The sequence below is a fragment of the Burkholderia sp. AU33423 genome, assembly GCF_002223135.1.
GTDB lineage: Bacteria > Pseudomonadota > Gammaproteobacteria > Burkholderiales > Burkholderiaceae > Burkholderia > Burkholderia lata_D.
This window is the reverse complement of sequence record NZ_NKFH01000004.1, coordinates 513,031-536,571: the sequence shown is the minus strand read 5'-3', so window position 1 is coordinate 536,571 and position 23,541 is coordinate 513,031. Positions and strand designations below refer to the sequence as shown.

20 protein-coding genes, 4 tRNA genes, 2 pseudogenes and 1 riboswitch are annotated in these 23,541 nt (G+C 65.6%); of the genes and pseudogenes, 17 read left to right on the top strand and 9 right to left on the bottom strand.

Annotation, left to right across the window (positions count from 1 at the left end; genetic code table 11):
- From CFB50_RS05185 to CFB50_RS05170, 3 genes are all read left to right on the top strand, one after another.
- Nucleotides 1-348: a hypothetical protein gene (locus tag CFB50_RS05185; RefSeq protein ID WP_089445146.1), complete on the top strand. Its 348-nt coding sequence runs from the start codon at nucleotides 1-3 to the stop codon at nucleotides 346-348.
- Entirely contained in the window at nucleotides 345-1,661 is a 1,317-nt protein-coding gene (guaD, locus tag CFB50_RS05180) for a guanine deaminase (protein ID WP_089445145.1), read from the top strand. Before CFB50_RS05185 ends, guaD begins: the two co-directional genes overlap by 4 nt.
- Nucleotides 1,662-1,809: 148 nt before the next feature.
- Nucleotides 1,810-1,947: riboswitch (yybP-ykoY riboswitch) on the top strand.
- Nucleotides 1,948-2,025: 78 nt separating this feature from the next.
- Nucleotides 2,026-2,598 carry a TMEM165/GDT1 family protein gene (locus CFB50_RS05170; protein ID WP_046545165.1) on the top strand — a complete coding sequence of 191 codons (573 nt, stop codon included), beginning with the start codon at nucleotides 2,026-2,028 and terminating at the stop codon, nucleotides 2,596-2,598.
- 52 nt (nucleotides 2,599-2,650) lie between these two features.
- Here the strand turns inward: CFB50_RS05170 and CFB50_RS05165 are convergent, their stop codons facing one another.
- On the bottom strand, nucleotides 2,651-3,349 hold the full coding sequence (locus CFB50_RS05165; RefSeq protein WP_089445144.1) for a DUF4136 domain-containing protein: 699 nt from the start codon (nucleotides 3,347-3,349) through the stop codon (nucleotides 2,651-2,653).
- Nucleotides 3,350-3,536: 187 nt separating this feature from the next.
- Here CFB50_RS05165 and pepN point away from each other — a divergent pair, with 187 nt between their 5' ends.
- The 7 genes from pepN (at nucleotide 3,537) to CFB50_RS05130 (ending at nucleotide 11,409) form a co-directional block, all read left to right on the top strand.
- Nucleotides 3,537-6,230, top strand: coding sequence for an aminopeptidase N (gene pepN, locus CFB50_RS05160; RefSeq protein ID WP_089445143.1), 2,694 nt, complete (start codon nucleotides 3,537-3,539; stop codon nucleotides 6,228-6,230).
- Between the two features lie 281 nt (nucleotides 6,231-6,511).
- Nucleotides 6,512-7,525 carry a class 1 fructose-bisphosphatase gene (locus tag CFB50_RS05155; protein ID WP_069247404.1) on the top strand — a complete coding sequence of 338 codons (1,014 nt, stop codon included), beginning with the start codon at nucleotides 6,512-6,514 and terminating at the stop codon, nucleotides 7,523-7,525.
- A gap of 207 nt (nucleotides 7,526-7,732) precedes the next feature.
- Nucleotides 7,733-7,808, top strand: a tRNA-Thr gene (locus CFB50_RS05150).
- A gap of 170 nt (nucleotides 7,809-7,978) precedes the next feature.
- The gene (locus tag CFB50_RS05145) at nucleotides 7,979-8,788 is read left to right on the top strand and encodes a helix-turn-helix transcriptional regulator (protein ID WP_089445142.1); all 810 of its coding nucleotides are present in this window, start codon (nucleotides 7,979-7,981) and stop codon (nucleotides 8,786-8,788) included.
- Between the two features lie 164 nt (nucleotides 8,789-8,952).
- A complete protein-coding gene (locus CFB50_RS05140) occupies nucleotides 8,953-10,683 on the top strand; it encodes an FAD-dependent oxidoreductase (RefSeq protein WP_089445141.1) in 1,731 nt (576 codons plus the stop codon).
- A complete protein-coding gene (locus tag CFB50_RS05135) occupies nucleotides 10,680-10,892 on the top strand; it encodes a hypothetical protein (protein ID WP_089445140.1) in 213 nt (70 codons plus the stop codon). The genes CFB50_RS05140 and CFB50_RS05135 overlap by 4 nt, the downstream gene beginning before the upstream one ends.
- Before the next feature lie 262 nt (nucleotides 10,893-11,154).
- Entirely contained in the window at nucleotides 11,155-11,409 is a 255-nt protein-coding gene (locus tag CFB50_RS05130) for a GlsB/YeaQ/YmgE family stress response membrane protein (protein WP_039343362.1), read from the top strand.
- 79 nt (nucleotides 11,410-11,488) lie between these two features.
- On the opposite strand, the pseudogene CFB50_RS05125 reads toward CFB50_RS05130, so the two are convergent.
- The 4 genes and pseudogenes from CFB50_RS05125 to CFB50_RS05115 form a co-directional block, all read right to left on the bottom strand.
- Nucleotides 11,489-11,797, bottom strand: a pseudogene (locus CFB50_RS05125) (TlpA family protein disulfide reductase); the annotation flags it as partial.
- Nucleotides 11,798-11,815: 18 nt separating this feature from the next.
- Nucleotides 11,816-11,956 (bottom strand): annotated as a pseudogene (locus tag CFB50_RS38535) (exo-alpha-sialidase); the annotation flags it as partial.
- Entirely contained in the window at nucleotides 11,944-14,325 is a 2,382-nt protein-coding gene (locus CFB50_RS05120; RefSeq protein WP_089445139.1) for a TonB-dependent receptor, read from the bottom strand. The gene CFB50_RS05120 and the pseudogene CFB50_RS38535, both read right to left, overlap by 13 nt.
- Nucleotides 14,326-14,449: 124 nt before the next feature.
- Nucleotides 14,450-14,839, bottom strand: coding sequence for a DUF2946 domain-containing protein (locus CFB50_RS05115; protein WP_089445138.1), 390 nt, complete (start codon nucleotides 14,837-14,839; stop codon nucleotides 14,450-14,452).
- Nucleotides 14,840-15,078: 239 nt separating this feature from the next.
- On the opposite strand from CFB50_RS05115, the gene CFB50_RS39415 reads away from it, so the two are divergent.
- Together CFB50_RS39415 and CFB50_RS05110 are read left to right on the top strand one after the other, a co-directional pair.
- On the top strand, nucleotides 15,079-15,183 hold the full coding sequence (locus CFB50_RS39415) for a chorismate mutase (RefSeq protein WP_162269111.1): 105 nt from the start codon (nucleotides 15,079-15,081) through the stop codon (nucleotides 15,181-15,183).
- Between the two features lie 223 nt (nucleotides 15,184-15,406).
- Entirely contained in the window at nucleotides 15,407-16,000 is a 594-nt protein-coding gene (locus CFB50_RS05110) for a chorismate mutase (protein ID WP_089445137.1), read from the top strand.
- A 34-nt stretch (nucleotides 16,001-16,034) separates the two neighbouring features.
- On the opposite strand, the gene CFB50_RS05105 is transcribed toward CFB50_RS05110, so the two are convergent.
- Nucleotides 16,035-17,171 carry an exonuclease domain-containing protein gene (locus CFB50_RS05105; RefSeq protein ID WP_089445136.1) on the bottom strand — a complete coding sequence of 379 codons (1,137 nt, stop codon included), beginning with the start codon at nucleotides 17,169-17,171 and terminating at the stop codon, nucleotides 16,035-16,037.
- A gap of 141 nt (nucleotides 17,172-17,312) precedes the next feature.
- Nucleotides 17,313-17,516 carry a cold-shock protein gene (locus tag CFB50_RS05100; protein WP_011351289.1) on the bottom strand — a complete coding sequence of 68 codons (204 nt, stop codon included), beginning with the start codon at nucleotides 17,514-17,516 and terminating at the stop codon, nucleotides 17,313-17,315.
- A gap of 400 nt (nucleotides 17,517-17,916) precedes the next feature.
- On the opposite strand from CFB50_RS05100, the gene CFB50_RS05095 reads away from it, so the two are divergent.
- Together CFB50_RS05095 and CFB50_RS05090 are read left to right on the top strand one after the other, a co-directional pair.
- Nucleotides 17,917-18,189, top strand: coding sequence for a hypothetical protein (locus CFB50_RS05095; protein ID WP_069247397.1), 273 nt, complete (start codon nucleotides 17,917-17,919; stop codon nucleotides 18,187-18,189).
- A gap of 501 nt (nucleotides 18,190-18,690) precedes the next feature.
- Complete coding sequence (locus CFB50_RS05090) at nucleotides 18,691-19,842, top strand: porin (protein ID WP_069247396.1); 1,152 nt, start codon at nucleotides 18,691-18,693, stop codon at nucleotides 19,840-19,842.
- A gap of 83 nt (nucleotides 19,843-19,925) precedes the next feature.
- Here CFB50_RS05090 and greB read toward each other — a convergent pair whose 3' ends face one another.
- Nucleotides 19,926-20,489 carry a transcription elongation factor GreB gene (greB, locus tag CFB50_RS05085; RefSeq protein ID WP_089445135.1) on the bottom strand — a complete coding sequence of 188 codons (564 nt, stop codon included), beginning with the start codon at nucleotides 20,487-20,489 and terminating at the stop codon, nucleotides 19,926-19,928.
- 129 nt (nucleotides 20,490-20,618) lie between these two features.
- Here greB and CFB50_RS05080 point away from each other — a divergent pair.
- From CFB50_RS05080 to CFB50_RS05070, 3 genes are all read left to right on the top strand, one after another.
- Nucleotides 20,619-20,695: transfer RNA gene (locus CFB50_RS05080), tRNA-Arg, on the top strand.
- A 67-nt stretch (nucleotides 20,696-20,762) separates the two neighbouring features.
- Nucleotides 20,763-20,839: transfer RNA gene (locus CFB50_RS05075), tRNA-Arg, on the top strand.
- Nucleotides 20,840-20,899: 60 nt separating this feature from the next.
- Nucleotides 20,900-20,976 (top strand) — tRNA-Arg (locus tag CFB50_RS05070).
- A gap of 198 nt (nucleotides 20,977-21,174) precedes the next feature.
- On the opposite strand, the gene CFB50_RS05065 is transcribed toward CFB50_RS05070, so the two are convergent.
- Nucleotides 21,175-23,541, bottom strand: coding sequence for a RelA/SpoT family protein (locus CFB50_RS05065; protein ID WP_089445134.1), 2,367 nt, complete (start codon nucleotides 23,539-23,541; stop codon nucleotides 21,175-21,177).

Genomic DNA, 23,541 nt, shown 5'->3' with positions numbered 1-23,541 from the left:
ATGAAACACGGCAACGGCATCCGCTTCGCGACCACCGGCCCGGCCCTGCGCCGCGACGACCGCGTGCGTGAGCGCGCGGCGACGGCGCTGTTTGTCGTCGCCCGCGCGTGCCTGCCGTCGCGATTTGCCGTTTCGCTCGCCGCCGCATCGATCGCGAGCGCAACGGCTGCGAGGCCCGCCGGCAACCACTCGCTGGCGGCTTCGGCCGCCACGTTCGCCCGCGCAATCGCATCCGGTCGTGCCGCACGCAGCGTGCCGCACCCGCTCGCCAGGCGCCGTCTTGCCCCCGTGCGGCGTCGCCCGTTTTCTTCTGTTCGCCTTACCTTGATGCAGGACCATTCGTCATGACGCAAACCGCTTTTCGTTCCCAGCTGCTGACCTTCAACGGCGATCCGGCCCAATCGAGCCAGGCCGCGACCTACGAGACCGACGGCCTCCTGGTCGTCGACGACGGCAAGGTCGTCGCGGCCGGCCCGTACGCGCAGCTCGCCGCGACGCTCGCGCGCGACGCGATCGTCCATGACCTGCGCGACAAACTGATCGTGCCCGGCTTCATCGACACGCACATCCACTATCCGCAGACGGACATGATCGCGTCGCCGGCGCCGGGCCTGCTGCCGTGGCTGGACAAGTACACGTTCCCGACCGAGCGCCAGTTCGGCGATCCCGAGCATGCGCGCGAAGTCGCCGACTTCTTCGTCGACGAACTGCTCGCCTGCGGCACGACGAGCGCACTCGTCTACTGCACGGTGCACAAGCAGTCGGCCGATGCACTGTTCGCGGCGAGCGATGCGCGCGACCTGCGGATGATCGCGGGCAAGGTGCTGATGGACCGCAACTGCCCCGAATTCCTGCGCGATACCGCGCAATCGGGTTATGACGACAGTGCCGAGCTGATCGACCGCTGGCACGGCAAGGGCCGCCAGATGTACGCGCTCACGCCGCGTTTCGCGCCGACGTCGACCGAGGCGCAGCTCGAGGCGTGCAGCGAGCTCGCGCGCCGCCATCCGGACGTGTTCGTGCAGAGCCACGTCGCGGAGAACGTCGACGAGGTGAAATGGGTGGCCGAGCTGTTCCCCGGCCATCGCAGCTATCTCGACATCTACGACCGCTACGGGCTGCTGCGTCCGCGCGCGGTGTACGGCCATTGCATCCATCTCGACGACGAGGACCGCCGCCGGATGGCCGAGACGCGCACCGTCGTCGCGCACTGCCCGACGTCGAACTTCTTCCTCGGCAGCGGGCTGTTCGATTTCGACAAGGCCGGCGAATACGACGTGCCCGTCACGCTCGCGACCGACGTCGGCGGCGGCACGTCGTTCTCGATGCTGCAGACGATGAACGAAGCGCACAAGGTCGCGCGGCTGTCCGGCCACCACCTGACCGCGACGCGGATGTTCTGGCTCGCGACGGCCGGCGCCGCGCAGGCACTCGACCTCGCCGATACGGTCGGCACGCTCGCACCGCGCACCGAGGCCGACTTCGTCGTGCTCGATCCGCAGGCCACGCCGCTGCTTGCACGCCGCACGAAGCGCGCGGATTCGCTCGAGGAGTTGCTGTTCGCATTCGCGCTGCTCGGCGACGACCGCGCGGTGTATCGCACCTATGCGGCCGGCAACCTCGTCCACGAGCGCGGCGCGGCACGCCGCCCCGCCGCGTAACGACCTGCCGGGGTTCGCCCCGGCACGCGTAAGCATCCACCGCCGCGCGCGCCGGGCCGCCGAGATTGCCGTACGCCGATCCCCCGCCCCGACTCCGGGCACAGCGCCCGGCAACCGCTTTCCCGCGCGCAACGCACCGTGCTAGAATTCGCCGCTCATTGGGGAGTAGCCGCTCCGCTCGATGTCCCGCGCTCCCGGCGCGCATCGTGACGGAGGCGTCCGTCAACAGACTTGGCCGTACGGCCATGGCGGACGCAGCCACCTAGGCCTGGCGAGACCGATGGTTCACAGCGCGTCGCATCAGGGCCCGGCGCGCGGTGGATCGTCGCTCGCACGCACAACATCGGCCCGTGGAACCCCATACGTGTCCCAAGCCTTCCTGATCTCCACCGGCGCCGTCGCCCTCGCTGAAATCGGCGACAAGACCCAACTGCTTTCCCTCGTACTGGCCGCGCGCTATCGCAAGCCGGTGCCGATCATTCTCGGCGTGCTCGTCGCGACGCTCGTGAACCACGGTTTCGCCGGCGCACTCGGCGAATGGCTCGGCGTGCTCGTCACACCGTCGATCATGCGCTGGGCGCTCGCGTTCTCGTTCATCGCGATGGGGCTGTGGATTCTCGTACCGGACAAGCTCGATGCCGACGAAGCCAATGCCAACCGCTCGCGGCTCGGCGTGTTCGGTGCGACCCTCGTCGCATTCTTCCTCGCGGAAATGGGCGACAAGACGCAGATCGCGACCGTCGCGCTGGCCGCGCGCTTCCAGGACTACATCGGTGTCGTGGCCGGCACGACGTTCGGGATGATGCTCGCGAACGTGCCCGCGATCCTGCTCGGCGACCGCTTCGCGCATCGCCTGCCGACGAAGCTCGTGCACGCGATCGCAGCCGTGCTGTTCGTCGTGCTCGGCGCGCTGGCGCTGCTGGGTATCGGGGTCTGACGGAAGGGCATGACCGGCGCGGCCGGACGGCCGCGCCGAGCGGGATACCGCGTTACTTCGCGGCGGCGGCACCCGAAGCGGGCGCCACGGGCACCGCGCGCTCGTTGGCGGCCGGCGCCGCCGGGCCGCCGCGCTTGTCGACCGGCAGCCGGACCGAACGGACCGCGCCGTTGGACAGCGGGAAATCGGCGAGCGCGCTGCGCGCGAGGAACGGCATCGCATACAGCAGCGTGCCGTTGTCGCCGGTCGTGCGCGCGGACACGTTGTACACCTCCTTGCCCGTCGCGCGCTCGGTGATGCGGATGCCGAGCGTGTAGTCGAACACCTGGTACGTCTGCGCGACGTAACCGGCCGGCATCGGCCCCCAGGGACCCCACGGGCCCCACGGCCCGCGCCGCCAGTACGGCCCGGGCGCGAACCACGGATCGTAATAGACCGGCTGCGGTACCGTCACGAGATCGCTGCCGACCGCATAGGTCAGCCCCACGAGATATCGCGCCTGCGCCTGCGGCACCTGCCGGAACGCATAGGTCGACAGCTCGTTCGCGACGATCGGCTCGTAGGTCGACTGCTCGATGCTGTTCTTCTGCGCCTCGGTGCGCGTGAACGCATAGGTGCGTGTCGCGTCACTGCCGCTCCAGTCGGAGAAGGCCGTGACCTGGGTCGTCACGTAGCTGGTGCAGCCGGTCAGCAGCGCCACGCACAGCACCGCCGCCCAGCCCGCACCGCGTTGAATCCATTCGCGTTTCATGTTGATCCTCTTCGATCCGTCACCCGTTCGTCGCACCGCGCGAACCGTAACGGGATGCCGATAATACGCGGACTCCCGGAACCGGTAAAAAGTTCGCCCGGCACGCGGCCGCCAGCCTTTGTACAATGGCCCGGTTCGCCCGGCCCGTGCCACGGGCCCGTCCCCCACTCCACCGATCTCGACGACCATGTCCGACAACGCCTCTTCCACCGTGATCCGCCGCGCCGACTACACGCCGCCGGCCTTCCTCATCGATTCCGTCGCGCTCGAATTCGATCTCGCGCCGGCCCGTACGATCGTCAGGAACACGATGCGCGTGCGCCGCAATCCGGACGCCGCGCCCGCGCCGCACCTGGAGCTGATGGGCGAAGCGCTCGAATTCCTCGGCGCACACCTGGACGGCGCGCCGCATGGCGCCGTGCGCGCGCACGAACACGGGCTGACCGTCGAGAACGTCCCCGAAGCCTTCGAGCTGACGCTCGAAAGCGCATGCGCACCCGACCAGAATACGACGCTGTCCGGCCTCTATGTGTCGAGCGGCAACTTCTTCACGCAGTGCGAAGCCGAAGGTTTCCGCCGCATCACCTACTTCCTCGACCGCCCCGACGTGATGGCGTCCTATACAGTGACGCTGCGCGCCGACAAGGCCGCGTACCCGGTGCTGCTGTCGAACGGCAACCTCGTCGATTCGGGCGACCTGCCCGACGGCCGCCACTTCGCGAAATGGGAAGACCCGTTCCGCAAGCCGAGCTATCTGTTCGCGCTGGTCGCGGGCAAGCTGGTCGCGATCGAGGAAACCATCACGACCGGCTCCGGCAAGGAAAAACTGTTGCAGGTGTGGGTCGAGCCGGCCGATCTCGACAAGACGCGTCACGCGATGGATTCGCTGATCCACTCGATCCGCTGGGACGAAAAGCGCTTCGGCCTCGAGCTCGATCTCGACCGCTTCATGATCGTCGCGGTCGGCGACTTCAACATGGGCGCGATGGAGAACAAGGGGCTCAACATCTTCAACACGAAGTACGTGCTGGCGAACCCCGAGACCGCGACCGATACCGATTTCGCGAACATCGAATCGGTGGTCGGCCACGAGTACTTCCACAACTGGACCGGCAACCGCGTAACCTGCCGCGACTGGTTCCAGTTGAGCCTGAAGGAAGGGCTGACGGTGTTCCGCGACCAGGAATTCTCGGCCGACATGGCTGCGGGCGACGACCTCGAATCGGCGGCCCGCGCGGTCAAGCGCATCGAGGACGTGCGCGTGCTGCGCCAGTTGCAGTTCGCCGAGGACGCGGGCCCGATGGCGCACCCGGTGCGCCCGGAAAGCTACGTCGAGATCAACAACTTCTACACGATGACGGTCTACGAGAAAGGCTCGGAAGTCGTGCGGATGTACCAGACGCTGTTCGGCCGCGACGGCTTCCGCAAGGGGATGGACCTGTACTTCAAGCGCCATGACGGGCACGCCGTGACCTGCGACGACTTCCGTCACGCAATGGCCGACGCGAACGGGCGCGACCTCGCGCAGTTCGAGCGCTGGTACAGCCAGGCCGGCACGCCGCGCGTGTCGGTGCGCACCGCGTACGACGCGGCCGCACGCCGCTATACGGTGACGCTCGCGCAGGGGTACGGCGACGGGTCGCCGGCCGCGCGCGAAACGCAGCAAGGGCCGCTGCTGATCCCGTTCGCGATCGGCCTGATCGGCCGCGACGGCCGCGACCTGCCGCTGCGTCTCGACGGCGAAGCCGCCGCCGCAAGCACGACGCGCGTGCTCGACTTCACCGACACCGAGCAGACCTTCACGTTCGTCGACGTACCGGAACAACCGCTGCCGTCGCTGCTGCGCAATTTCTCGTCGCCGGTGATCGTCGAGTACGACTACAGCGACGATGACCTCGCGTTCCTGCTCGCGCACGACAGCGATTCGTTCAACCGCTGGGAAGCCGGCCAGCGCCTCGCGACACGCGCGCTGCTGACGCTCGCCACGCGTGCGGCCGCGAACGAGCCGCTCACGCTCGGCGAGAACTTCGTCGCCGCATTCCGCCGCGTGCTGACCGACGCGACGCTGTCGCCGGCATTCCGCGAACTCGCGCTGACACTGCCGTCGGAAACCTACCTCGCCGACCAGATGGCGGAAGCCGATCCGGCCGCCGTGCATCGCGCACGCCAGTTCGTGCGCCGCCAGCTCGCCACCGCGCTGCGCGCGGAATGGCTCGCCGCATACGAGCAGCACCAGACGCCCGGCGCCTACGAACCGACGCCGGAGGCCTCCGGCCGCCGCGCGCTGAAGAACCTCGCGCTCGCGTATCTCGCCGAACTCGAGGATCCGGCCGATGCGGTGCGCCTCGCGACCGCGCAATACGATGCGGCGAACAACATGACCGATCGCGCGGCAGCGCTCGGCGCGCTGCTGTCCGCCGCGGCCGCCGGCGCGACCGAACCGGCCGAGCACGCGCTCGACGATTTCTATCGTCGCTTCGAGAAGGAAGCGCTCGTGATCGACAAGTGGTTCGCAATGCAGGCGGCACAACGCGGCACGCCCGCGCAGCCGACGCTCGCAAAGGTTCGCAAGCTGCTCGCGCACCCGGCGTTCAACCTGAAGAATCCGAACCGCGCCCGCTCGCTGATCTTCAGCTTCTGCGCGGCCAACCCCGCGCAATTCCACGCGGCCGACGGCTCGGGCTACGCGTTCTGGGCCGAACAGGTGCTCGCGCTCGACGCGATCAACCCGCAGGTCGCGGCACGCCTCGCCCGCTCGCTCGAACTGTGGCGCCGCTTCACGCCGGCACTGCGCGACCGGATGCGCGAAGCGCTCGAGCAAGTCGCCGCCGGTGCGAAATCGCGTGACGTGCGCGAGATCGTCGAGAAGGCGCTCGCGTAACGCCATCTCCCGCATCGCGCCTGCGCGATACAGCCGGTGCCGCCCGTCGCGGCGCCGGCTTTTTTATGGTCTGAAGACTGCTGGAAGCGCACGCAATCGCGGGGTTCGACCGCGCCGCCTGCCGCTGGCGTCAAGCGCGTCCCGCTGGTTTCCACCGCCGGAAAGCCGGACCGGGCCGGCCGCCCGGCCATGTAACCGGACGAAAAAAGCCGGCGGCACGGGAGGCGCGGCGGGTAAAATTGCGGCTATTCAAGGATTCTTTTGGCCTTCTGGAGTCTGTCATGTCCATTGCCCGCCGCACCACGCTGTCGAAGTTCCTGATCGAACAGCAGCGTGAGACCAACAACCTCCCCGCCGACCTGCGCCTGCTGATCGAAGTCGTCGCACGCGCGTGCAAGGCGATCAGCTACAACGTGTCGAAGGGCGCGCTCGGCGAAGCGCTCGGCACCGCCGGCAGCGAGAACGTCCAGGGCGAAGTGCAGAAGAAGCTCGACATCCTGTCGAACGAAATCCTGCTCGACGCGAACGAATGGGGCGGCAACCTCGCCGCGATGGCATCGGAAGAAATGGAAACGTTCTTCCCGATCCCGGCGAACTACCCGCGCGGCGAATACCTGCTCGTGTTCGATCCGCTCGACGGCTCGTCGAACATCGACGTGAACGTGTCGATCGGCACGATCTTCTCGGTGCTGCGCTGCCCGGACGGCAAGCAGGCGACCGAGGAATCGTTCCTGCAGCCGGGCACGGAGCAGGTCGCGGCCGGTTACGCGGTGTACGGCCCACAGACGGTGTTCGTGCTGACGACCGGCAACGGCGTGAACTGCTTCACGCTCGACCGCGAAGTCGGCTCGTGGGTGCTCACGCAGAGCAACATGCAGATTCCCGAAGAGACGCGCGAATACGCGATCAACGCATCGAACGCGCGCCACTGGTACGACCCGGTCAAGCGCTACGTCGACGAGCTGAACGCCGGCAAGGACGGCCCGCGCGGCGACAACTTCAACATGCGCTGGATCGCATCGATGGTGGCCGACGTGCACCGGATCCTGAACCGCGGCGGCATCTTCATGTACCCGGCCGACAAGCGCACGCCCGATCGTCCGGGCAAGCTGCGCCTGATGTACGAAGCGAACCCGATGTCGTTCATCGTCGAACAGGCGGGCGGCGCCGCGACGACCGGCACGCAGCGCATCATGGAAGTGCAGCCGACGGGCCTGCATCAGCGCGTCCCGGTGTTCCTCGGTTCGAAGAACGAAGTCGAGCGCGTGACGGGCTACCATCAAGAAAAGCAATAAATTTGCACTGCAGCACTAGACAGTGTCGCGCGACGTACGTAGAATCGCGGCTCTCGATGTGACCCCAACGGGTCGCATCGCAGTGAAACGAAGCGGGAAGTTTGCCGAGTCGATGCGTTTCGCGAAACAGCAGCAGCAAGCTGAAAAAAATTCGCAAAACCTATTGCCAAGGCCTCAGATTTCACCTTATAATTTCGTTTCTCTGATGCCGGTGTAGCTCAGTTGGTAGAGCAGCGCATTCGTAATGCGAAGGTCGTAGGTTCGACTCCTATCTCCGGCACCAAGTTATAAAGGGCTGACAAGCAATGCTTGTCAGCCCTTTTCTCATTCCGGGCGCCGAATCGTGCGCTGCCCTTCTTCCCCCGTGTCCGCTCCGCTTGCGGGCATCACCCGACTCCCGCGCCGCACGCCGCCGATTACAATCGCCGGACCACTCCGCCCTTTCCGAGCATCATGCGCACCTGGCGTCTCGAGCGACCGAACCTCACCGGGCAACTGGACGTATCGCGTGCGACACGCCTCGTCGCCGCGATCGGCGGCAACGAGCCCAACGCATTCGCAGCCGAAGTGCTGAAGCTGTTCGACGATGCGCTGTCGGTCACGCAATGCACGATCTTCGCGTACGAGTTCGGCAACCGCCCGCGCACGCTATCCGTCGCCGACCATCGCGGCGGCCGCTACCTGCGCGACGTGGCCGACACCTACGCGCGACACTTCTACGCGCTCGACGGCAACCAGACGATCGTGTCGAGCGCGCATCGCGGCACGTGCCGCCACGACCTGCTGCTGCACCAGCAGGCCGGCGACGAGATCGATCATGAAGCGTATCGAGCGGCCTGCTACCGCGGCCCCGACGTGTCCGACCGGCTGTCGTTGCTGACGCAGCCCAACGATGCGAGCTGGCTGTCGATCAACCTGTACCGCGCGCATCGCAGCGGCGCGTTCCAGCCGCGCGAGATCGCGGAGATCGAAGCGCTCGCGCCGCTGATCGCGCAGGCCGCGAAGCATCACTACGCGCTCGCCGGTGCGGCGCAGACGGGGATCCCGCAGCGGATGCTCGCGCGGCTGCGCAGCGCGTGCCCGGCGCTGTCCAAGCGCGAACTCGATGTACTGCGCGGTGTGCTCGAAGGCCAGACCGCGCACGAGATCGGCGAGACGATCGGCGTGAAGGCGTCGAGCGTCGTCACGTACCAGAAACGCGCATACCGGCGCCTGGGCATCTCGAGCCAGCGCCAGCTGTTCGCGCTCTGCCTGCAGCCCTGAACCGAACCGGCCGGTGATGACCGAATCGGGATAAATCCCGGTCGGCCTGCTGTACCCGGAATGGGGACAGCGGATTTCCGCACGGCTTCCATACTGCTCCGACTGCCTGCACGCGTTGCCCCGGCGCGCGTGCACGTCGAACTGCCCTCCCCTGGAAGCCCACGATGGATATCGACTTCAAGCCCTACCCGTTCGTCGCCGAGCGCCATCCCGCGCATCTGCCGGCCTGCGACGACGGTATTGATACACACCGGCATCGCGTGGCGATCGTCGGCGGCGGCCCCGTCGGCCTCGCCGTCGCGCTCGGTCTCGCGAACCACGGCATCCGCAGCGTGCTGATCGAGGCCGACGATGCGGTCTGCCACGGCAGCCGCGCGATCTGCATCTCGCGGCGCAGCCTCGAGATCATCGAGCGGCTCGGCGCGCTCGACGACTTCCTGCGCACGGGGCTGCCGTGGACCGGCGGACGCAGCTTCTACCGTCGCGACGAAGTGCTGCATTTCACGATGCCGCAAGACGAAAACCAGAAGCTGCCGCCGATGATCAATCTCGCGCAGTATCACATCGAGCAGTTCCTGCTCGACGCCGCGCTGCGCCGCCCCGAACTCATCGAGATCCGCCGGCAGGCGAAAGTCACCGGCGTGACCCGGCAACCGGACGGTGTGCGCCTGGACGTCGACACGCCGCTCGGCGGCTACGCGCTCGACGCCGACTGGGTCGTCGCGTGCGACGGCGGACGCAGCACGATGCGCGAAGCGCTCGGGCTGTCGTTGCAAGGCACGAGCTACGAAGGCCGCTACGTGATCGTCGACATCGCGCTCGACAGCGACCGGCCGACCGAACGGCTCGCGTACTTCGACCCGTCGTCGAACCCGGGCTCGACGGTACTCGTCCACAAGCAGCCCGGCAACGTGTGGCGAATCGATTACCAGTTGCGAGACGATGAGGATCCCGAAGCGGCCGTCAAGCCGGAGAACGTGATCCCGCGCGTGCAGAACCTGCTCGACATGATGGGCGAGCGCGGCGACTGGTCGCCGATCTGGATCACGATCTACAAGGCGAATGCGCTGACGCTCGAACGCTATCGGCACGGGCGCGTGCTGTTCTGTGGCGACGCCGCGCATCTCGTGCCGATCTTCGGCGTGCGCGGCGCGAATTCGGGCATCGACGATGCCGACAACCTTGCATGGAAACTCGCGTACGTGACGCGCGGGCTCGCATCGGACTCGCTGCTCGACAACTACTCGGACGAACGCGTGTACGCGACGCACGAGAACCTGCGCTACGGCACGAAGAGCACCGAGTTCATGGCACCGCCGTCGTTTGCGTTCGAACTGATGCGCAAGGCCGTGCTGTCGCTCGCGGTCCGGCACCCGGCACTGCGCTCGCTGATCAATCCACGCCAGACGACCGCCATCGCGTACGCGACGTCGTCGCTCAACGCAGCCGAACGCGACACGTTTTCAGCCGGCCCCGCGCCCGGCACGGCGCTCGCCGAATGTCCGCTGACGCTGTACACGGCGCAGGGCAGCGACACGCACCGCGGCCACCTGACCGATCTCGTCGCCCCGCGCTTCACCGCGTTCTGCTTCATGTCCGACGGCGTACTCGATCCGACGCTCGCCGATCTTGAACAGCGCCTGCACGCAGCGCGGATACCGTTCGCGCTCGTCACGCTCGCACGGCATGCGGCGCCGCGGCAACCGGCCTGCGGCGGGCATGACGACGGCCGACTGTTCGACATGTACGGCGCGCGCGACGGCACCGTCTATCTCGTGCGTCCGGACGGTCACGTGCTCGGCCGCTGGCACGACGCTCGCGCGAGCGACGTGACCACCGCGCTCGAACGCGCACTCCATCCGTGCGCCTCAACCGATCCTCAGGAGACCGCATGATGACGGACATCGAACGTGACATGCTTTACACCGACCTGTGCCGCACGATGACGCGGATCGGTGAAGCCGATGCGTCGCTCTTTCTCGCCCGCTTCGCCCTGCTGTCGATCGAGGCGATCGGCGAACCCGCGACCGTCGCCCGGCTGATCGCCGACGCAGGCGACGGCTTGCCCGACGCGGGCATGCAGGCATCGACGCACGACCGATGACGCCGACGGCCGACCGGTTTCACCAGCGGTCTTTTCTTACAGATTCATTTCGGCACGCATCGCCCGTGCGCGAGCCATGCCGTATGTAGACAAATTCGCTGGAAAATCCCGTTAAGGGTGCATAACATTACTTAACGATTCCGACCCGTCTATCGCGTTACATTGCGTGGGCGGCGCGGCGAGTCGTGATGCCGCCTTCATTCAGCTTGCGGCGACACAGCCGACGTCCGGTCATTCGACACAACTCAAGGAGAGGACAACCATGACTCATGGCTTGATTATGTGGCTCATCATCGGCGCGATCGCCGGCTGGCTTGCCGGCTTGCTCGTCAAGGGCGGCGGCTTCGGGCTGATCGTCGACATCATCGTCGGGATTGTCGGCGCGGTGATTGGCGGCTGGCTCGCCGGGATACTCGGCATCAGCATCGGCAGCGGCTTCATCGGTTCGGTGATCGTCGCAGTCGTCGGCGCGGTGATCCTGCTGTTCGTGATCCGGCTATTCAAGCGAGCGGCCTGACGCTTCTCTCCACGCGCCTTCGGGCGCGTTTTCGCATCAGGCCGGCGCGCGGCACGCTCGCCGCGCGCCGCCGGCCCGTTCAGCGCTTCGCGCGCTGCAACCAGCCGTCGAGCACGTCTGCCGTCAGCAATCCGCTGCGTGCTTCGCGTGTGCCATCGCGCCCGATCCACACGGTGCGCGGCATCTCCCCCCTCCATCCCGCATCGAGCGCCGCGCGCAAGCGCTCGGGCATCGACTCCGCATTGGCATACTGCGCGACCTGCGGCGGCAAGTTCATCTGCGCGAGCGCCTGCGAGACGGCCGCGCCGTTGTCGTCGTACGCATCCATCGCGACCATCGCGAGCTGCACGTCCGGATGACGACGCTGCCACGCGACCAGATGCACGGCGAGCAGCTGCTTCTGCTACGCGGGCGCGGCTTGCATGCTCGTATGCGCCGCGCGGGAATCGGCGGCCTTCGGCGCGTCGTGCGCATCATGCGCGCCGGCTGGCGACAGTAACGCGAACCACAGCGCGCCGCCTGCCGCGAGCGATCTCACAGCGACCATTTCAGTTCTCCATAGAAAGTACGGCCCGGATACGGATGGAACACGTAGTAGCGGCGGTCCGCCAGGTTGTCGATGCCGAGCGACGCGGTCCAGTGACGGTCGAAGCGGTAGCGCGCCTTCAGGTCGACGACCGTGAACGAGCTCGTGCCGCCGTAGACGTCCGGGTTCACGTCGCTGTTGTCGAGCGTGTTGAACTGGCGGCCCGAGTAGCGCACGCCGACGCTCGCGAGCCAGTGCTCGTCGAAGCGATACGACGCGAGCAGGTTCGCACGCATGCGCGGAATCCGCGGAAAGCGCGAGCCGACATACGCGGGATTCGCGGCATCGGCAAGGATCTGTGCATTGCTCGCCGACACGTTCGCGTCGAGCGCGAGCCCCTTCAAACCGACGTTCTCGCCGCTGAACGCGAGTTCGACGCCGCGCACGCGCACGCGATCGACGTTCGAGATGTTGGTCACCGTCGTCGCGCCCGACACCGTCGTCTGGCTGTAGATCGAATCGCGCAGGTCGCTCTGGAACACGCTGGCACGCACGACGCCGACACCCACGTCGCGTTCGGCCGTGAAGTCCCAGTCGATCGCCTTTTCCGGCCGCAGGTTCGGGTTGTTGTTGACGATCGCGTTGTTCGAGATCGTGCCCTGGAACAGTTCGCCGACCGTCGGGAAACGCGTGCCGGTCGCGAACGACAGCCGAAAGCGCCAGACGTCGGTCGCATCCCATTGCACCGCGACCTTCGGCGACAGCGCATTCGCGCTGCGGTCCGCATAGCCGAGCGTGCCCGTTGCATTGCCGAGCGCACCGCCGTACGCATCCCAGCGCTCGTAGCGCAGCCCCAGCGTCGCGAGCCAGCCCGGCGCGAAGCGCCACGCGTCCTGCCCGAACAGCGCCTGCGTGCGCGTGTCGCCGCGATAGACGCTCGACAGCGACGTGGTCGGCCCGGCCAGCCAGTCGGCCGTGTTGTACGTGACGTTGCGCAGGAAGTAGTTGTCGTAGTGATAGCCGAACGTGAACGTGTGGCCCTTCACTTCCGGCGCCTCGGCCTTCAGGTCGAGCGTGCGCCAGCCGGTGCCGTCGCCCTGGAACAGCGTGCCCGCACCGCCCCGCACGGTGGACGCCGAGCGTTGCACGTCGCGCGACACGTCGTACGCGGACACGACGCCCGACAGGCGCCAGCCGGAATCGAGCCGGCCATTCAGGTCGAGCGCGTACAGCCAGTTCTCCTGGTCGCCGCGCTGCGGCGCGAATGCGTTCGGCGCGACGGTCATGTTCTGGCCGCCCATCGACACGTTGCCGCCGTAGACCGGATCGCCGGCCGCCGGATTGCCAGCCGCATCGCGCAAGAAGGTCTCGCCGTGCTGCCGGTAATGGTTCTCCCAATGCCCGAGCGTCAGCGTCGCATCGACGTGGTCGGTGAACGCATAGCCCATCCGCACCGTCTCGTTGAGCTGCTCGGTCCGCTCGATCGTCTGCGCGCCGACGATCGTTCGCGGCTTGCCATTGGGCCCGATGTCGGTCACGGCGCCCGTCACGGGCACGGCGGCGCCGAGCTTCGGGTTGTATGCCGAATTGGGGCTCGCATACTGCATCGGCTGACCGTTGTTCTCGAGCCGGTCGAGCGACAGCGCGAACCAGAACCGGCCGACCCGGTTCGCGATCCGCGCGGTCTGGTGATTGCCGCCGAAGCTGTCCGCGAATCCGTAGCCGTCGTGATAGCGCTGCGTGAAGAACTGCGTCGACAGCGACGCCTCGAGCTTGTCCGGGCGCCGCGTCGTGAGCAGCACGGTCGAGCCGATCGAGTTGCCCGGATACAGCGCGGAAAAAGGGCCATAGAGCACGTCGACGCGCGCGATATCGTCGGGCGGAATCAGCGACCAGCGCGGCGGATACGCGTAGCTCGACCCGAGCAGGTTCGACAGCAGCACGCCGTCGGCGTAGACGAGCCCGCGCGCGCTCTGCAGTTCGTTGAAGTCGCGACCGGCGAACACGCTGTTGCGGTCGCCGATATAGCGCTTGCGGACCATCAGGTTAGGCGCGTACTTCAGCGCGTCTTCGGTGGTGACGTTGGTGTGCGACTCGATCTGCTCGCGTGTGATCGACGTGACGACGGCCGGTGTATCCGGATCGACCGGTTGCCGCTGCGCGGTCACGCTGACGGCGGTCAGCGTATCGCCGGCCGCCGGCGCCGGCGGCACGGTTGCGACGGCCGAAGCGGGAGCGGGGACATCGGCGGCACGCTCGACGCCATCGCGTGCGGTAGCACCGCGTGCATCGTCGGTCGACGCCGCATGGGCGGCGGGCCACGCAAAAGCGGCCGCGCACGCGAGCGCGAGCCGGCCGCGCGTCGGCCGCGCGGCAAAGGGAGAGGACATGAGTGAATTCCTGAAAACGTGATCGGACGCCGCCGGACACGAGCGCGCGCCGCGCGCGGACGGCGCGGCACGCGGCCCTGCCGCGGACGGCACGCGCGCCACCGGGGCGCGCGGACGACATCAATCAGATCGGAGCGTTTTCAGGCGGGGCGCGAGGCTGCGCGAGACGGATGCCCTTGCGGGGAAAATCGGGATTGGCCGGCGCGGCGGCGCGATAAGCAAACGTCCGCACGAAGCCCGGCAGCGCGGGCAGGCTCGACCCGAGCGCAACGTTCGCCGCGAAGCCGGGACAGTACACGCAGTGCGGCACGCCGGCATGGTCGAACGACGACGTATCGTGATCGCCGCCCGCCTGCGCGAGCACGACCTGGCGGGCGCCCGCTGCACTGCACAACTCGAGCGTGAGCTCGCCGGAGCCGCTCGATGCAAGACGCGCATGGCCGATGACGGGCGACAGTACGTTCAGTACCAGCGCCAGCCATACGAGGCCGATCCATCGCGTCGTTTGTTTCATCGCGGTCCAGAAAAAGTGCGCGCGAGTATAACAAGCGGCCCGATTGTTACCGATTCCGCACGATGCAATAGTCGGCATCGCAGCGCGCGTCAGAGCGCATGTGCCGTTAATACAACAGAGACAAAATCTAACGATTCGCCACTGGCATAAATCCAAGCACGAGGTTGATAATTATCGAACCTGCTGGAGAAATCACCATGGACGAAAGACCAACTCGCATGCCACCGCCGGAGCAAGTGATGAGCCCGGATCCGGAACCCGTCGGCGTGGAATTCCTCGCCGAATTGCCCGACCACGTGCGGGCATTCTTCGACGAGCAGCACAAGCTGTACTCGCCGAAGTGAACGCCTGTTCGGTTCTGTAACCGCCACGTGTCGATCATCGCTATCGTGCGGTTCATCACTGCGCATCGCGCGCAATTCGCCTCGCACCCGGGCCGCAACAGCCTGACGGTGCCGGATCAGCTCGCCTGCTGATTCTCCGGTCGCTGCGCTACGCCGCGCGACTGTCTTCGTCTATCCTTCTGGTTTTCCACCTCCGGCCCGCCCGGCTCTCCCGATCGTTCCGATGAAGCAAGCCATTCGTGCCAGCCTCGCTGTCGCCGCGCTCGGCGTCACCCTCTTTTCGTCCCCGCGCATCGCCAAGGCAGACGGTGACGACACCGCCCTCACCAATATCGTCGCGCTCGCGTCGCAGCGCCTCGCGCTCGCCGAACCGGTCGCTCGATGGAAATGGGCGAATCACAAGGCAATCGAGGACCAGCCGCGCGAAGCGGAACTGCTCGCATCGGTCGAGAAGCGCGCGGCACAGGCCGGCGTCGATCCCGCGTTCGCACGGACGTTCTTCGAGGATCAGATCACCGCGAGCAAGGATGTGCAGAACGCGCTGTTCGCGACCTGGCGCACGACGCGGCCGCCGGAAGGCACGCCGCCCGATCTCGCGACCAGCACGCGCCCGGCGCTCGACCGGCTGACGCAGAAAATGCTCGCGGGGCTCGTGCAGGTTGCACCGCTACGGGATGCGCCTGATTGCCAGGCGCGGCTCGCGCGCAGCATCGCCAACTGGAAGACGCTCACGCGCTACGACGCCACGCAAACACGGGCACTCGACACTGCACTGTCGCACGTCTGCTCGGCCGGCGGCGCAAGCGCGATCGGCTGACGACAGCGGGCGCGGGTCACGCGACCGCGCCTGATTAACCCGCCTGCCCCGCAGGCGTAAGCGTGGCGAGCGGAATCAGCTGCAGGCCGCGCGCGAGATGCGTCTGCAGCAGGCGGTGGGTGAAGGGCTCGAACGCACCGTCCGTCCCGTCGGCCGCGAGTTGCGCGGCCGCGTCGAGCGATTCCGCCGCGCCGAGATAGCGCCAGCCGTCGATCACATGAAACAGACAGCGCTCGCCGCTCGCCTCGAATGCGACCGCACCTTCGAACGGCCAGGGCGCAGCGCCCGCACGGGTGTCGGCCGCGGGGCGCCGGTTGTACGACGGGCGCAGCCGGGCAATCCATTGTGCCTCGGCCAGCATCGCCCCCAGCTCGTTACCGGTCTCGCGCCACTCGACCCGCCGCACCTGCTGCGCCAGCCGCATTTCCTTCGACGAACGGCGCTCGCCCGTCAGCAGCGCGCGCAACCGCTGCCGCACACGTACGCTGCGGCCAACATACAGCGGCGCGTCATCCTCCCCGAACAGGGCGTACGCACCGCAGCCGGCCGGCGCGGTATCGAGCCAGGCTTCGGTCAGGTCGCCGCCCAGACGGAAGTGGCGCGTCGTGCGCGCGATCTGGTCGCGCAGCCGCTCGAGCGGCACGATGTCGTGCAACAGCCGCCAGAACTGCCACAGCAGGTCGGCATCCGCCAGCGCCCGATGGCGCGCAGCCGGCACGAGGCCGTGGCGCTCGATCAACGCATCGAGCCCGTGCCGCGATTCACGCGGGAACAGCGCTCGCGACAGCCGCACCGTACACAGCACATCGGGATTGAACGCGAAGCCGGCTCGCTCGAATTCGGCCCGCAGGAAGCCACGGTCGAAGCTCGCGTTGTGCGCGACGAAAAGCTTGCCGTCGAGCCGCTCGAACAACGCCGGCGCCAGCGACGCAAATGACGGCGCGTCGCGCACCATCTCGTCCGAAATGCCCGTCAGTTGCTGGATGAACGGCGGAATCGGCTGCCCCGGATCGACGAGCGTCGTCCACGTCGACACGCCGAACGGGCCGATTTCGACCACGCCGATTTCGGTGATGCGGTGTTCGGCGGGCGAACCGCCAGTGGTTTCAAGGTCGACGAAAACGAGCGGCTGTTCGCTGGCGGGATCGGACGGACGGGGGGAATCAGACATGAAAAGACTGGGAAACGATGCTTCCGTGAGTATGCACCGGCATTCAGGTTCGCGGCCAGCCCGAACCGGAATGTTCCGTCCCCGCAAAACAAAAAGCCCCCGCGATGCGGGGGCCGGACGTGATCGGCAATGCGTGGCGCGTCAGACCGCCTGGATATTCGCTGCCTGCTTGCCTTTCGGCCCGACTTTCACGTCGAACGAAACACGCTGGTTTTCCTTCAGCGTCTTGAAGCCGTCCATCTTGATTTCGGAAAAGTGTGCAAACAAATCTTCACCGCCATTGTCCGACGTAATAAAGCCGAAACCTTTAGCATCGTTAAACCATTTCACGATACCGGTATCCATGTCTTCGTTCCCCACTCGATTAGATCCAAAAAAGCTATTTTTATAGCCGTTTCCCGAAATCCCGAAACATTGCGCCAGCACCTGCACCAGCACCAGCACGCCGCCCGAGGACGGAGTGCTGACTTTATAAATTGGACAATCCGGGTGCGTCAAGGAAATTTTTGACGATCGTTTTATCAAAAAAGTGCTAATACCACTGGAATCGGTACACTGCCGCCTTTGATTAATTGATTCGCATCAAAAACCTGTCAACATTACCGGGATCGGAACATTAATAATCTTGGCCGAGAAAATCCTACCGGGGACAAATCGGCTCGGTAAATTCCTCGGGTTTTTTCCGGGTTGCGGAAATCCGAGGACATTGCGATGCTCAGTTAACGTCGGAAGGAAGGAGAAGGTCATGTGGCTGGACGGAATCAAGCGCTTCGCGAGCCGGCTCGGACGCGTACACCGCAAGTCCCGCGCCCTGGCCGAGTCAGCGTCCTCGCGCGAAGCGCCGTGCGACACCGAATTCGATACGACCTGGCACGGCGATCACTGGCAGAACCTGCTCTCGTCGCCTCTCGATGCCCGTCACTATGTGATGGAAGACTGGACATACACGCCGCCCCCCAATGAAGCCAAGGAGGCCGCACCTGCGGCCAAGCGCAAGCGGCGCTCGTTAGCGCAATAGCGCGCGGACCGACGGGGCAAAAAAAAAGCGCGACTGGGAAGTCGCGCCGACAAAGGTTTGGAGATCTTTTCCGTCAACGAAAAAGTCTGCTTCGGAAAGCAGAGATCGCAGTATAGCGAGAGAACAACCTTTCATTAGCCATGCTCCACACAAACCTCTATTGCCGATGTGTCAATAATCGGATCACGGCCACCCCCGCCTCCTACTGACCGTTTGTCGCGCTCGCGCAACGCCCGCTACGTAGTCCTGATCGCTGTTTTTCTTCGCTGCACCGCCGCAAACCCTTGATGGACAATCGTTTGCGCCGCATTGTCAATCTTTGCGGATTCCAAAATATACTATTGCTTAAAGCGCATCATTCCCGCGCTCCACGCACTCCGTACACTGCAGATGGCTTTTTGATAAGCGCACCGCCGCTCTGCCGGACCGGCCGCAACGTCAAGCACAACATGCCAGTCCGCAGCAGGTTCGATCGACATCATCCTGTTTGGAGACAGATCCATGAAAAAAACCCTGATCGTCACCGCGTTGTCGGGTGTATTCGTTACGGCAGCTCACGCCCAAAGCAGCGTGACGCTCTATGGCCTGATCGACGCAGGCATCACCTACACGAACAACCAGGGTGGCCATAGCTCGTGGTCGGAACGCAGCGGCCAGATCAACGGCAGCCGCTGGGGCCTGCGCGGTACGGAAGATCTCGGTGGCGGCCTGAAAGCAATCTTCGTGTTGGAAAACGGCTTCAACATCGCCAACGGCACGCTCGGCCAGAATGGCCGCGAATTCGGCCGCCAGGCGTTCGTCGGCCTGTCTCAAGACCAGTTCGGCTCCGTCACCCTCGGTCGCCAATACGATAGCGTCGTCGACTACATCGGGCCGCTGTCGCTGACCGGTACGCAATTCGGCGGCACCCAGTTTGCCCACCCGTTCGATAACGACAACCTGAACAATTCGTTCCGGATCAATAACTCCGTCAAGTACACGAGCGTCAATTTCGGCGGCCTGAAGTTCGGCGCGTTGTACGGCTTCTCGAACAGCAACCAGTTCTCGAACAATCGCGCATACAGTGCGGGTGTGTCGTATAGCTACGCCGGCTTCAATATCGGCGCTGGCTACCTGCAGTTGAACAATGACATCTCGGGTCTCACGTCGGCTGCGGTCACCAACAGCGGCGGCGCGGTAGCAGGCGACAACACGTTCGTCGGCAAGCGTCAGCGCGTGTTCGGCGGCGGCTTGAACTACACGTTCGGCCCCGCGACGGCCGGCTTCGTCTTCACGCAAACGCGCGTGAACCGGGCGCTCGGCATCTCCGCGGGTGCCTCGGGCGTGTCGAGCGGCCTGGGTCTCGACGGCACGTTCGCCCGCTTCAACAACTACGAAGTGAACGCGCGCTACGCACTCACGCCGGCCTTGTCGCTGGCCGGGTCGTACACGTACACCGCCGGCTTCCTGGACGGTCGCCATCCGGGCTGGAATCAGTTCAACCTGCAGACCGACTATGCACTGTCCAAGCGGACCGACGTGTACGTGCAAGGCGTGTATCAGCGCGTCAGCACGGACGGCCTGGGCATCGGCGCCTATGTCAACGGCCTCGGTGGTGCTTCATCGACCAACAAGCAGATCGCGGTCACGGCCGGCCTGCGCCACCGCTTCTGAGCGGCCGGCATTTCCGCCGCACGCCGGATGACGAAGCGCCCCATCGGGGCGCTTTTTCTTTGCCCGGTTGCGCCGTGCGCTGCTCAGGCGTTGCCCGGCGCCGGGTAACGGACGTCGAGCACGTCGATCGGCTGCGGGCCGGCCGGCGTCATCAGCATGACGGTATCGCCGATCTTCGCCTTGATCAGTGCGCGCGCGACCGGCGAAATCCAGCTGACACAGCCGTGATCGAGATCGACCTCGTCGATTCCGACGATCGTGATCGTGTGATCCTCGCCGTCCGGTGTCTCGTAGTCGACCGTTGCGCCGAAAAACACCTGGTCGACATTCTCCTGCCGGCTCGCATCGACGACTTCGGCCAGATCGAGCCGCTTCGTCAGGAAGCGGATGCGGCGATCGATCTCGCGAAGCCGCCGCTTGCCGTAGATGTAGTCGCCATTCTCCGACCGGTCACCATTCGACGCGGCCCAGGACACGAGCCGCACGACCTCGGGACGCTCGACGTCGATCAGGTTCAGCAGTTCGTCCCTCAGCCGCTTGTGGCCGGCGGGCGTGATGTAGTTCTTCGCACCCGCCGGGATCGCGGGCTGGGCCTGGTCCAGATCGTCGTCGTCGCCGTCCGACTCTTTGACAAACGCCTTGTTCATGATGCAGATTCAACATGGATGACTGATGCTCCAAGGGTACACGAAGGGCGCCCCGGCAAGGTCATGGCACCTAATTTGCGAATAAGGCTTCCCTTTTTATACAACCCTGCTATACTTCCGCTTCTGCGTGCGGCTGTAGCTCAGTTGGATAGAGTACTTGGCTACGAACCAAGGGGTCGTGGGTTCGAATCCTGCCAGCCGCGCCACTTTTTCGAGGGCCTTCCCAACCGAAGGCCCTTTCAGTTCGAAGCAGTAGAAGTCTTGTTGTTGCGTGCGGCTGTAGCTCAGTTGGATAGAGTACTTGGCTACGAACCAAGGGGTCGTGGGTTCGAATCCTGCCAGCCGCGCCACTTTTTTGGGAACCTTCCCATCGCAGAAGGTTCCGACAGTTGAGAAGTACCGTTTTGCGTGCGGCTGTAGCTCAGTTGGATAGAGTACTTGGCTACGAACCAAGGGGTCGTGGGTTCGAATCCTGCCAGCCGCGCCACCTTAAAAGGGCTTTCCTCCGGGAAAGCCCTTTTTCTTTTCCGCCTCCCCTTCCCTGCTCACGACACAGCAACGTCCGGTTGCGTGGCGCCTTTTTTCGGAAGAACGTCGACCACACCGCACGTTCATGCCTCCGCCAGCACAAATGAAAACGGCGGCCATTGGCCGCCGTCGATCGATCGCCCCTGCGGGCCACGCATCAATAATCCTGCCGCTCGCGCTCGATGCGCATGCCGCCGTCGTGGCGCGCATGCGCACCGTCGTCGGTCGAACGCTCGCGCATGATCCGCATCACATCCGGATTGGTTCGCACGCGTCGCATCACGTTCGCGAGATGCACGCGGTCGCTGACCTGGATCACGAAGCGCAGCACCGTCGATTCGTGCGTCAGATCCTCGTCCATCGCGATATGCACGATGTTCGCATCGGCCGACGTGATGTCCGCCGCCACGCGTGCAAAGATGCCCTTCGTATTCTTCACGAGCGCCTTCACCGCGACATCGAACAGGCGGCCCGGCTGCGGCGCCCATTCGACGTCGATCCAGCGGCCCGGATCGCGGCGATGGATACGCTGCGCCACGCGGCAATCGGTCGTATGAATCGCCATCCCCAGGCCGATGCCGATGTATCCCATGATCGCGTCGCCCGGAATCGGCCGGCAGCATGCGGACAACTGCACGGACATCCCTTCGGTGCCGGTAATCACGACCGGCGGCGCGTGGTGCGCGGGATGCCGCTCGGACTTCGGCAGATCGTCGTCCGCATCGCGGCCGCTCATCAGCACCTCGATGCGCTTGGCCATTACCGCGGCCACGCGTCGGCCGAGGCCGATGTCCGCGAAGATTTCCTGACGGCTCTTGTTGCCCGTCCACTGCACGAGCTTCTCCCACACTTCCGGCTCGACATCGGCCAGCGCAAGACCGTAGCCCTTCAGGCTCTGGTCGACCAGCCGTTCGCCCAGCTGCACCGATTCGTTCAGGCGCATCGTCTTCAGGTAGTGCCGGATCGCCGAGCGCGCCTTGCCGGTACGCACGAAGCCGAGCCACGCAGGGTTCGGCTTCGAATACGGCGCCGTGATCACCTCGACGATGTCGCCGCTCTTCAGCTCGGTGCGCAGCGGCAGCAGCTCGTTGTTGATCTTCACGGCCACGCACTGGTTGCCGAGATCGCTGTGGATCGAATACGCGAAATCGAGTGCCGTCGCGCCACGCGGCAGCGCCATGATCTTCGACTTCGGCGTGAACACGTAGACCGCATCCGGGAACAGGTCGATCTTCACGTGCTCGAGGAATTCGCTCGAATCGCCGGCTTCGCTCTGGATGTCGAGCAGCGACTTCAGCCACTGATGCGCGCGCTTCTGCACATCGCTGAGATCCGCGCTGCCGTTCTTGTACAGCCAGTGCGCGGCGACCCCCGCCTCGGCGATCTCGTGCATCTTGCGCGTGCGCACCTGGAACTCGATCGGCGCGCCGAACGGGCCGACCAACGTGGTGTGCAGCGACTGATAGCCGTTGATTTTCGGGATCGCGATGTAGTCCTTGAACTTGCCGGGCACGGGCTTGTACAGCGCGTGCAGCGCGCCGATGCACGTGTAGCAGTCGAGCGGGCTGTCGACGACGACGCGAAAGCCGTACACGTCGAGCACCTGCGAGAACGACAGCTGCTTGTCGCGCATCTTGCGGTACACGCTGTAGATGGTCTTTTCGCGGCCGGTGATCTCGGCGTCGATCTTCGCATCGGCCATCGCGCGCTGCGCGGCTTCGAGGATCTTGCTGATCACTTCGCGGCGGTTGCCGCGCGCGGCCTTCACGGCCTTCTCGAGCGTCGCGTAGCGATGCGGGTTGAAGTTCGCGAAGCTCATGTCCTGCAGCTCGCGATACGTGTTGTTCAACCCGAGGCGGTGCGCGATCGGCGCGTAGATGTCGAGCGTTTCCCGCGCGACGCGGCGGCGCTTTTCCATCGGCACCGCGCCGAGCGTGCGCATGTTGTGCAGGCGGTCGGCGAGCTTGACGAGAATGACGCGCACGTCGCGTGCCATCGCGAGCAGCATCTTGCGGAAGTTTTCCGCCTGCGCTTCCTCGCGGCTGCGGAATTCCATCTTGTCGAGCTTCGACAGGCCGTCGACCAGTTCGGCAACCTTCGGGCCGAACCGTTCGGCCAGCTCGCTCTTGGTCACACCCTGGTCTTCCATCACGTCGTGCAGGAGCGCGGCCATGACGGCCTGCGCGTCGAGCTTCCAGCCGGCGCAGATTTCCGCGACGGCGACGGGATGGGTGATGTAGGGTTCGCCGCTCTGGCGATATTGACCGAGGTGGGCTTCGTCACTGAAGTGGAACGCCGCCTTGACCTCTTTGATTTCTTCCGGAGGAAGATACTCGGCAAGCACGGCCGTCAGTTTCGCGATCGAAACGACGCCGTGCTTGCGAGGCTGCTCCGGTGTGGCGGTCGGCCCGAACAGATGCCGGAAGGACTGTTCGAGGACCGCGTCGATGTACTGGCGCGCAGGCGACTGGGCCGGGGCTTCGGTGGTCGAATCCGCGGAGGCGGACGATGGGGTGGTGCTCAT

Coding starts and splice junctions, on each gene's coding strand:
- CFB50_RS05185 (WP_089445146.1), top strand. CDS start 1: ATGAAACACGGCAACGGCATCCGCTTCGCGACCACCGGCCCGGCCCTG.
- guaD (WP_089445145.1), top strand. CDS start 345: ATGACGCAAACCGCTTTTCGTTCCCAGCTGCTGACCTTCAACGGCGAT.
- CFB50_RS05165 (WP_089445144.1), bottom strand. CDS start 3,349: ATGAAACGCGAATGGATTCAACGCGGTGCGGGCTGGGCGGCGGTGCTG.
- pepN (WP_089445143.1), top strand. CDS start 3,537: ATGTCCGACAACGCCTCTTCCACCGTGATCCGCCGCGCCGACTACACG.
- CFB50_RS05155 (WP_069247404.1), top strand. CDS start 6,512: ATGTCCATTGCCCGCCGCACCACGCTGTCGAAGTTCCTGATCGAACAG.
- CFB50_RS05145 (WP_089445142.1), top strand. CDS start 7,979: ATGCGCACCTGGCGTCTCGAGCGACCGAACCTCACCGGGCAACTGGAC.
- CFB50_RS05140 (WP_089445141.1), top strand. CDS start 8,953: ATGGATATCGACTTCAAGCCCTACCCGTTCGTCGCCGAGCGCCATCCC.
- CFB50_RS05135 (WP_089445140.1), top strand. CDS start 10,680: ATGATGACGGACATCGAACGTGACATGCTTTACACCGACCTGTGCCGC.
- CFB50_RS05130 (WP_039343362.1), top strand. CDS start 11,155: ATGACTCATGGCTTGATTATGTGGCTCATCATCGGCGCGATCGCCGGC.
- CFB50_RS05120 (WP_089445139.1), bottom strand. CDS start 14,325: ATGTCCTCTCCCTTTGCCGCGCGGCCGACGCGCGGCCGGCTCGCGCTC.
- CFB50_RS05115 (WP_089445138.1), bottom strand. CDS start 14,839: ATGAAACAAACGACGCGATGGATCGGCCTCGTATGGCTGGCGCTGGTA.
- CFB50_RS39415 (WP_162269111.1), top strand. CDS start 15,079: ATGAGCCCGGATCCGGAACCCGTCGGCGTGGAATTCCTCGCCGAATTG.
- CFB50_RS05110 (WP_089445137.1), top strand. CDS start 15,407: ATGAAGCAAGCCATTCGTGCCAGCCTCGCTGTCGCCGCGCTCGGCGTC.
- CFB50_RS05105 (WP_089445136.1), bottom strand. CDS start 17,171: ATGTCTGATTCCCCCCGTCCGTCCGATCCCGCCAGCGAACAGCCGCTC.
- CFB50_RS05100 (WP_011351289.1), bottom strand. CDS start 17,516: ATGGATACCGGTATCGTGAAATGGTTTAACGATGCTAAAGGTTTCGGC.
- CFB50_RS05095 (WP_069247397.1), top strand. CDS start 17,917: ATGTGGCTGGACGGAATCAAGCGCTTCGCGAGCCGGCTCGGACGCGTA.
- CFB50_RS05090 (WP_069247396.1), top strand. CDS start 18,691: ATGAAAAAAACCCTGATCGTCACCGCGTTGTCGGGTGTATTCGTTACG.
- greB (WP_089445135.1), bottom strand. CDS start 20,489: ATGAACAAGGCGTTTGTCAAAGAGTCGGACGGCGACGACGACGATCTG.
- CFB50_RS05065 (WP_089445134.1), bottom strand. CDS start 23,541: ATGAGCACCACCCCATCGTCCGCCTCCGCGGATTCGACCACCGAAGCC.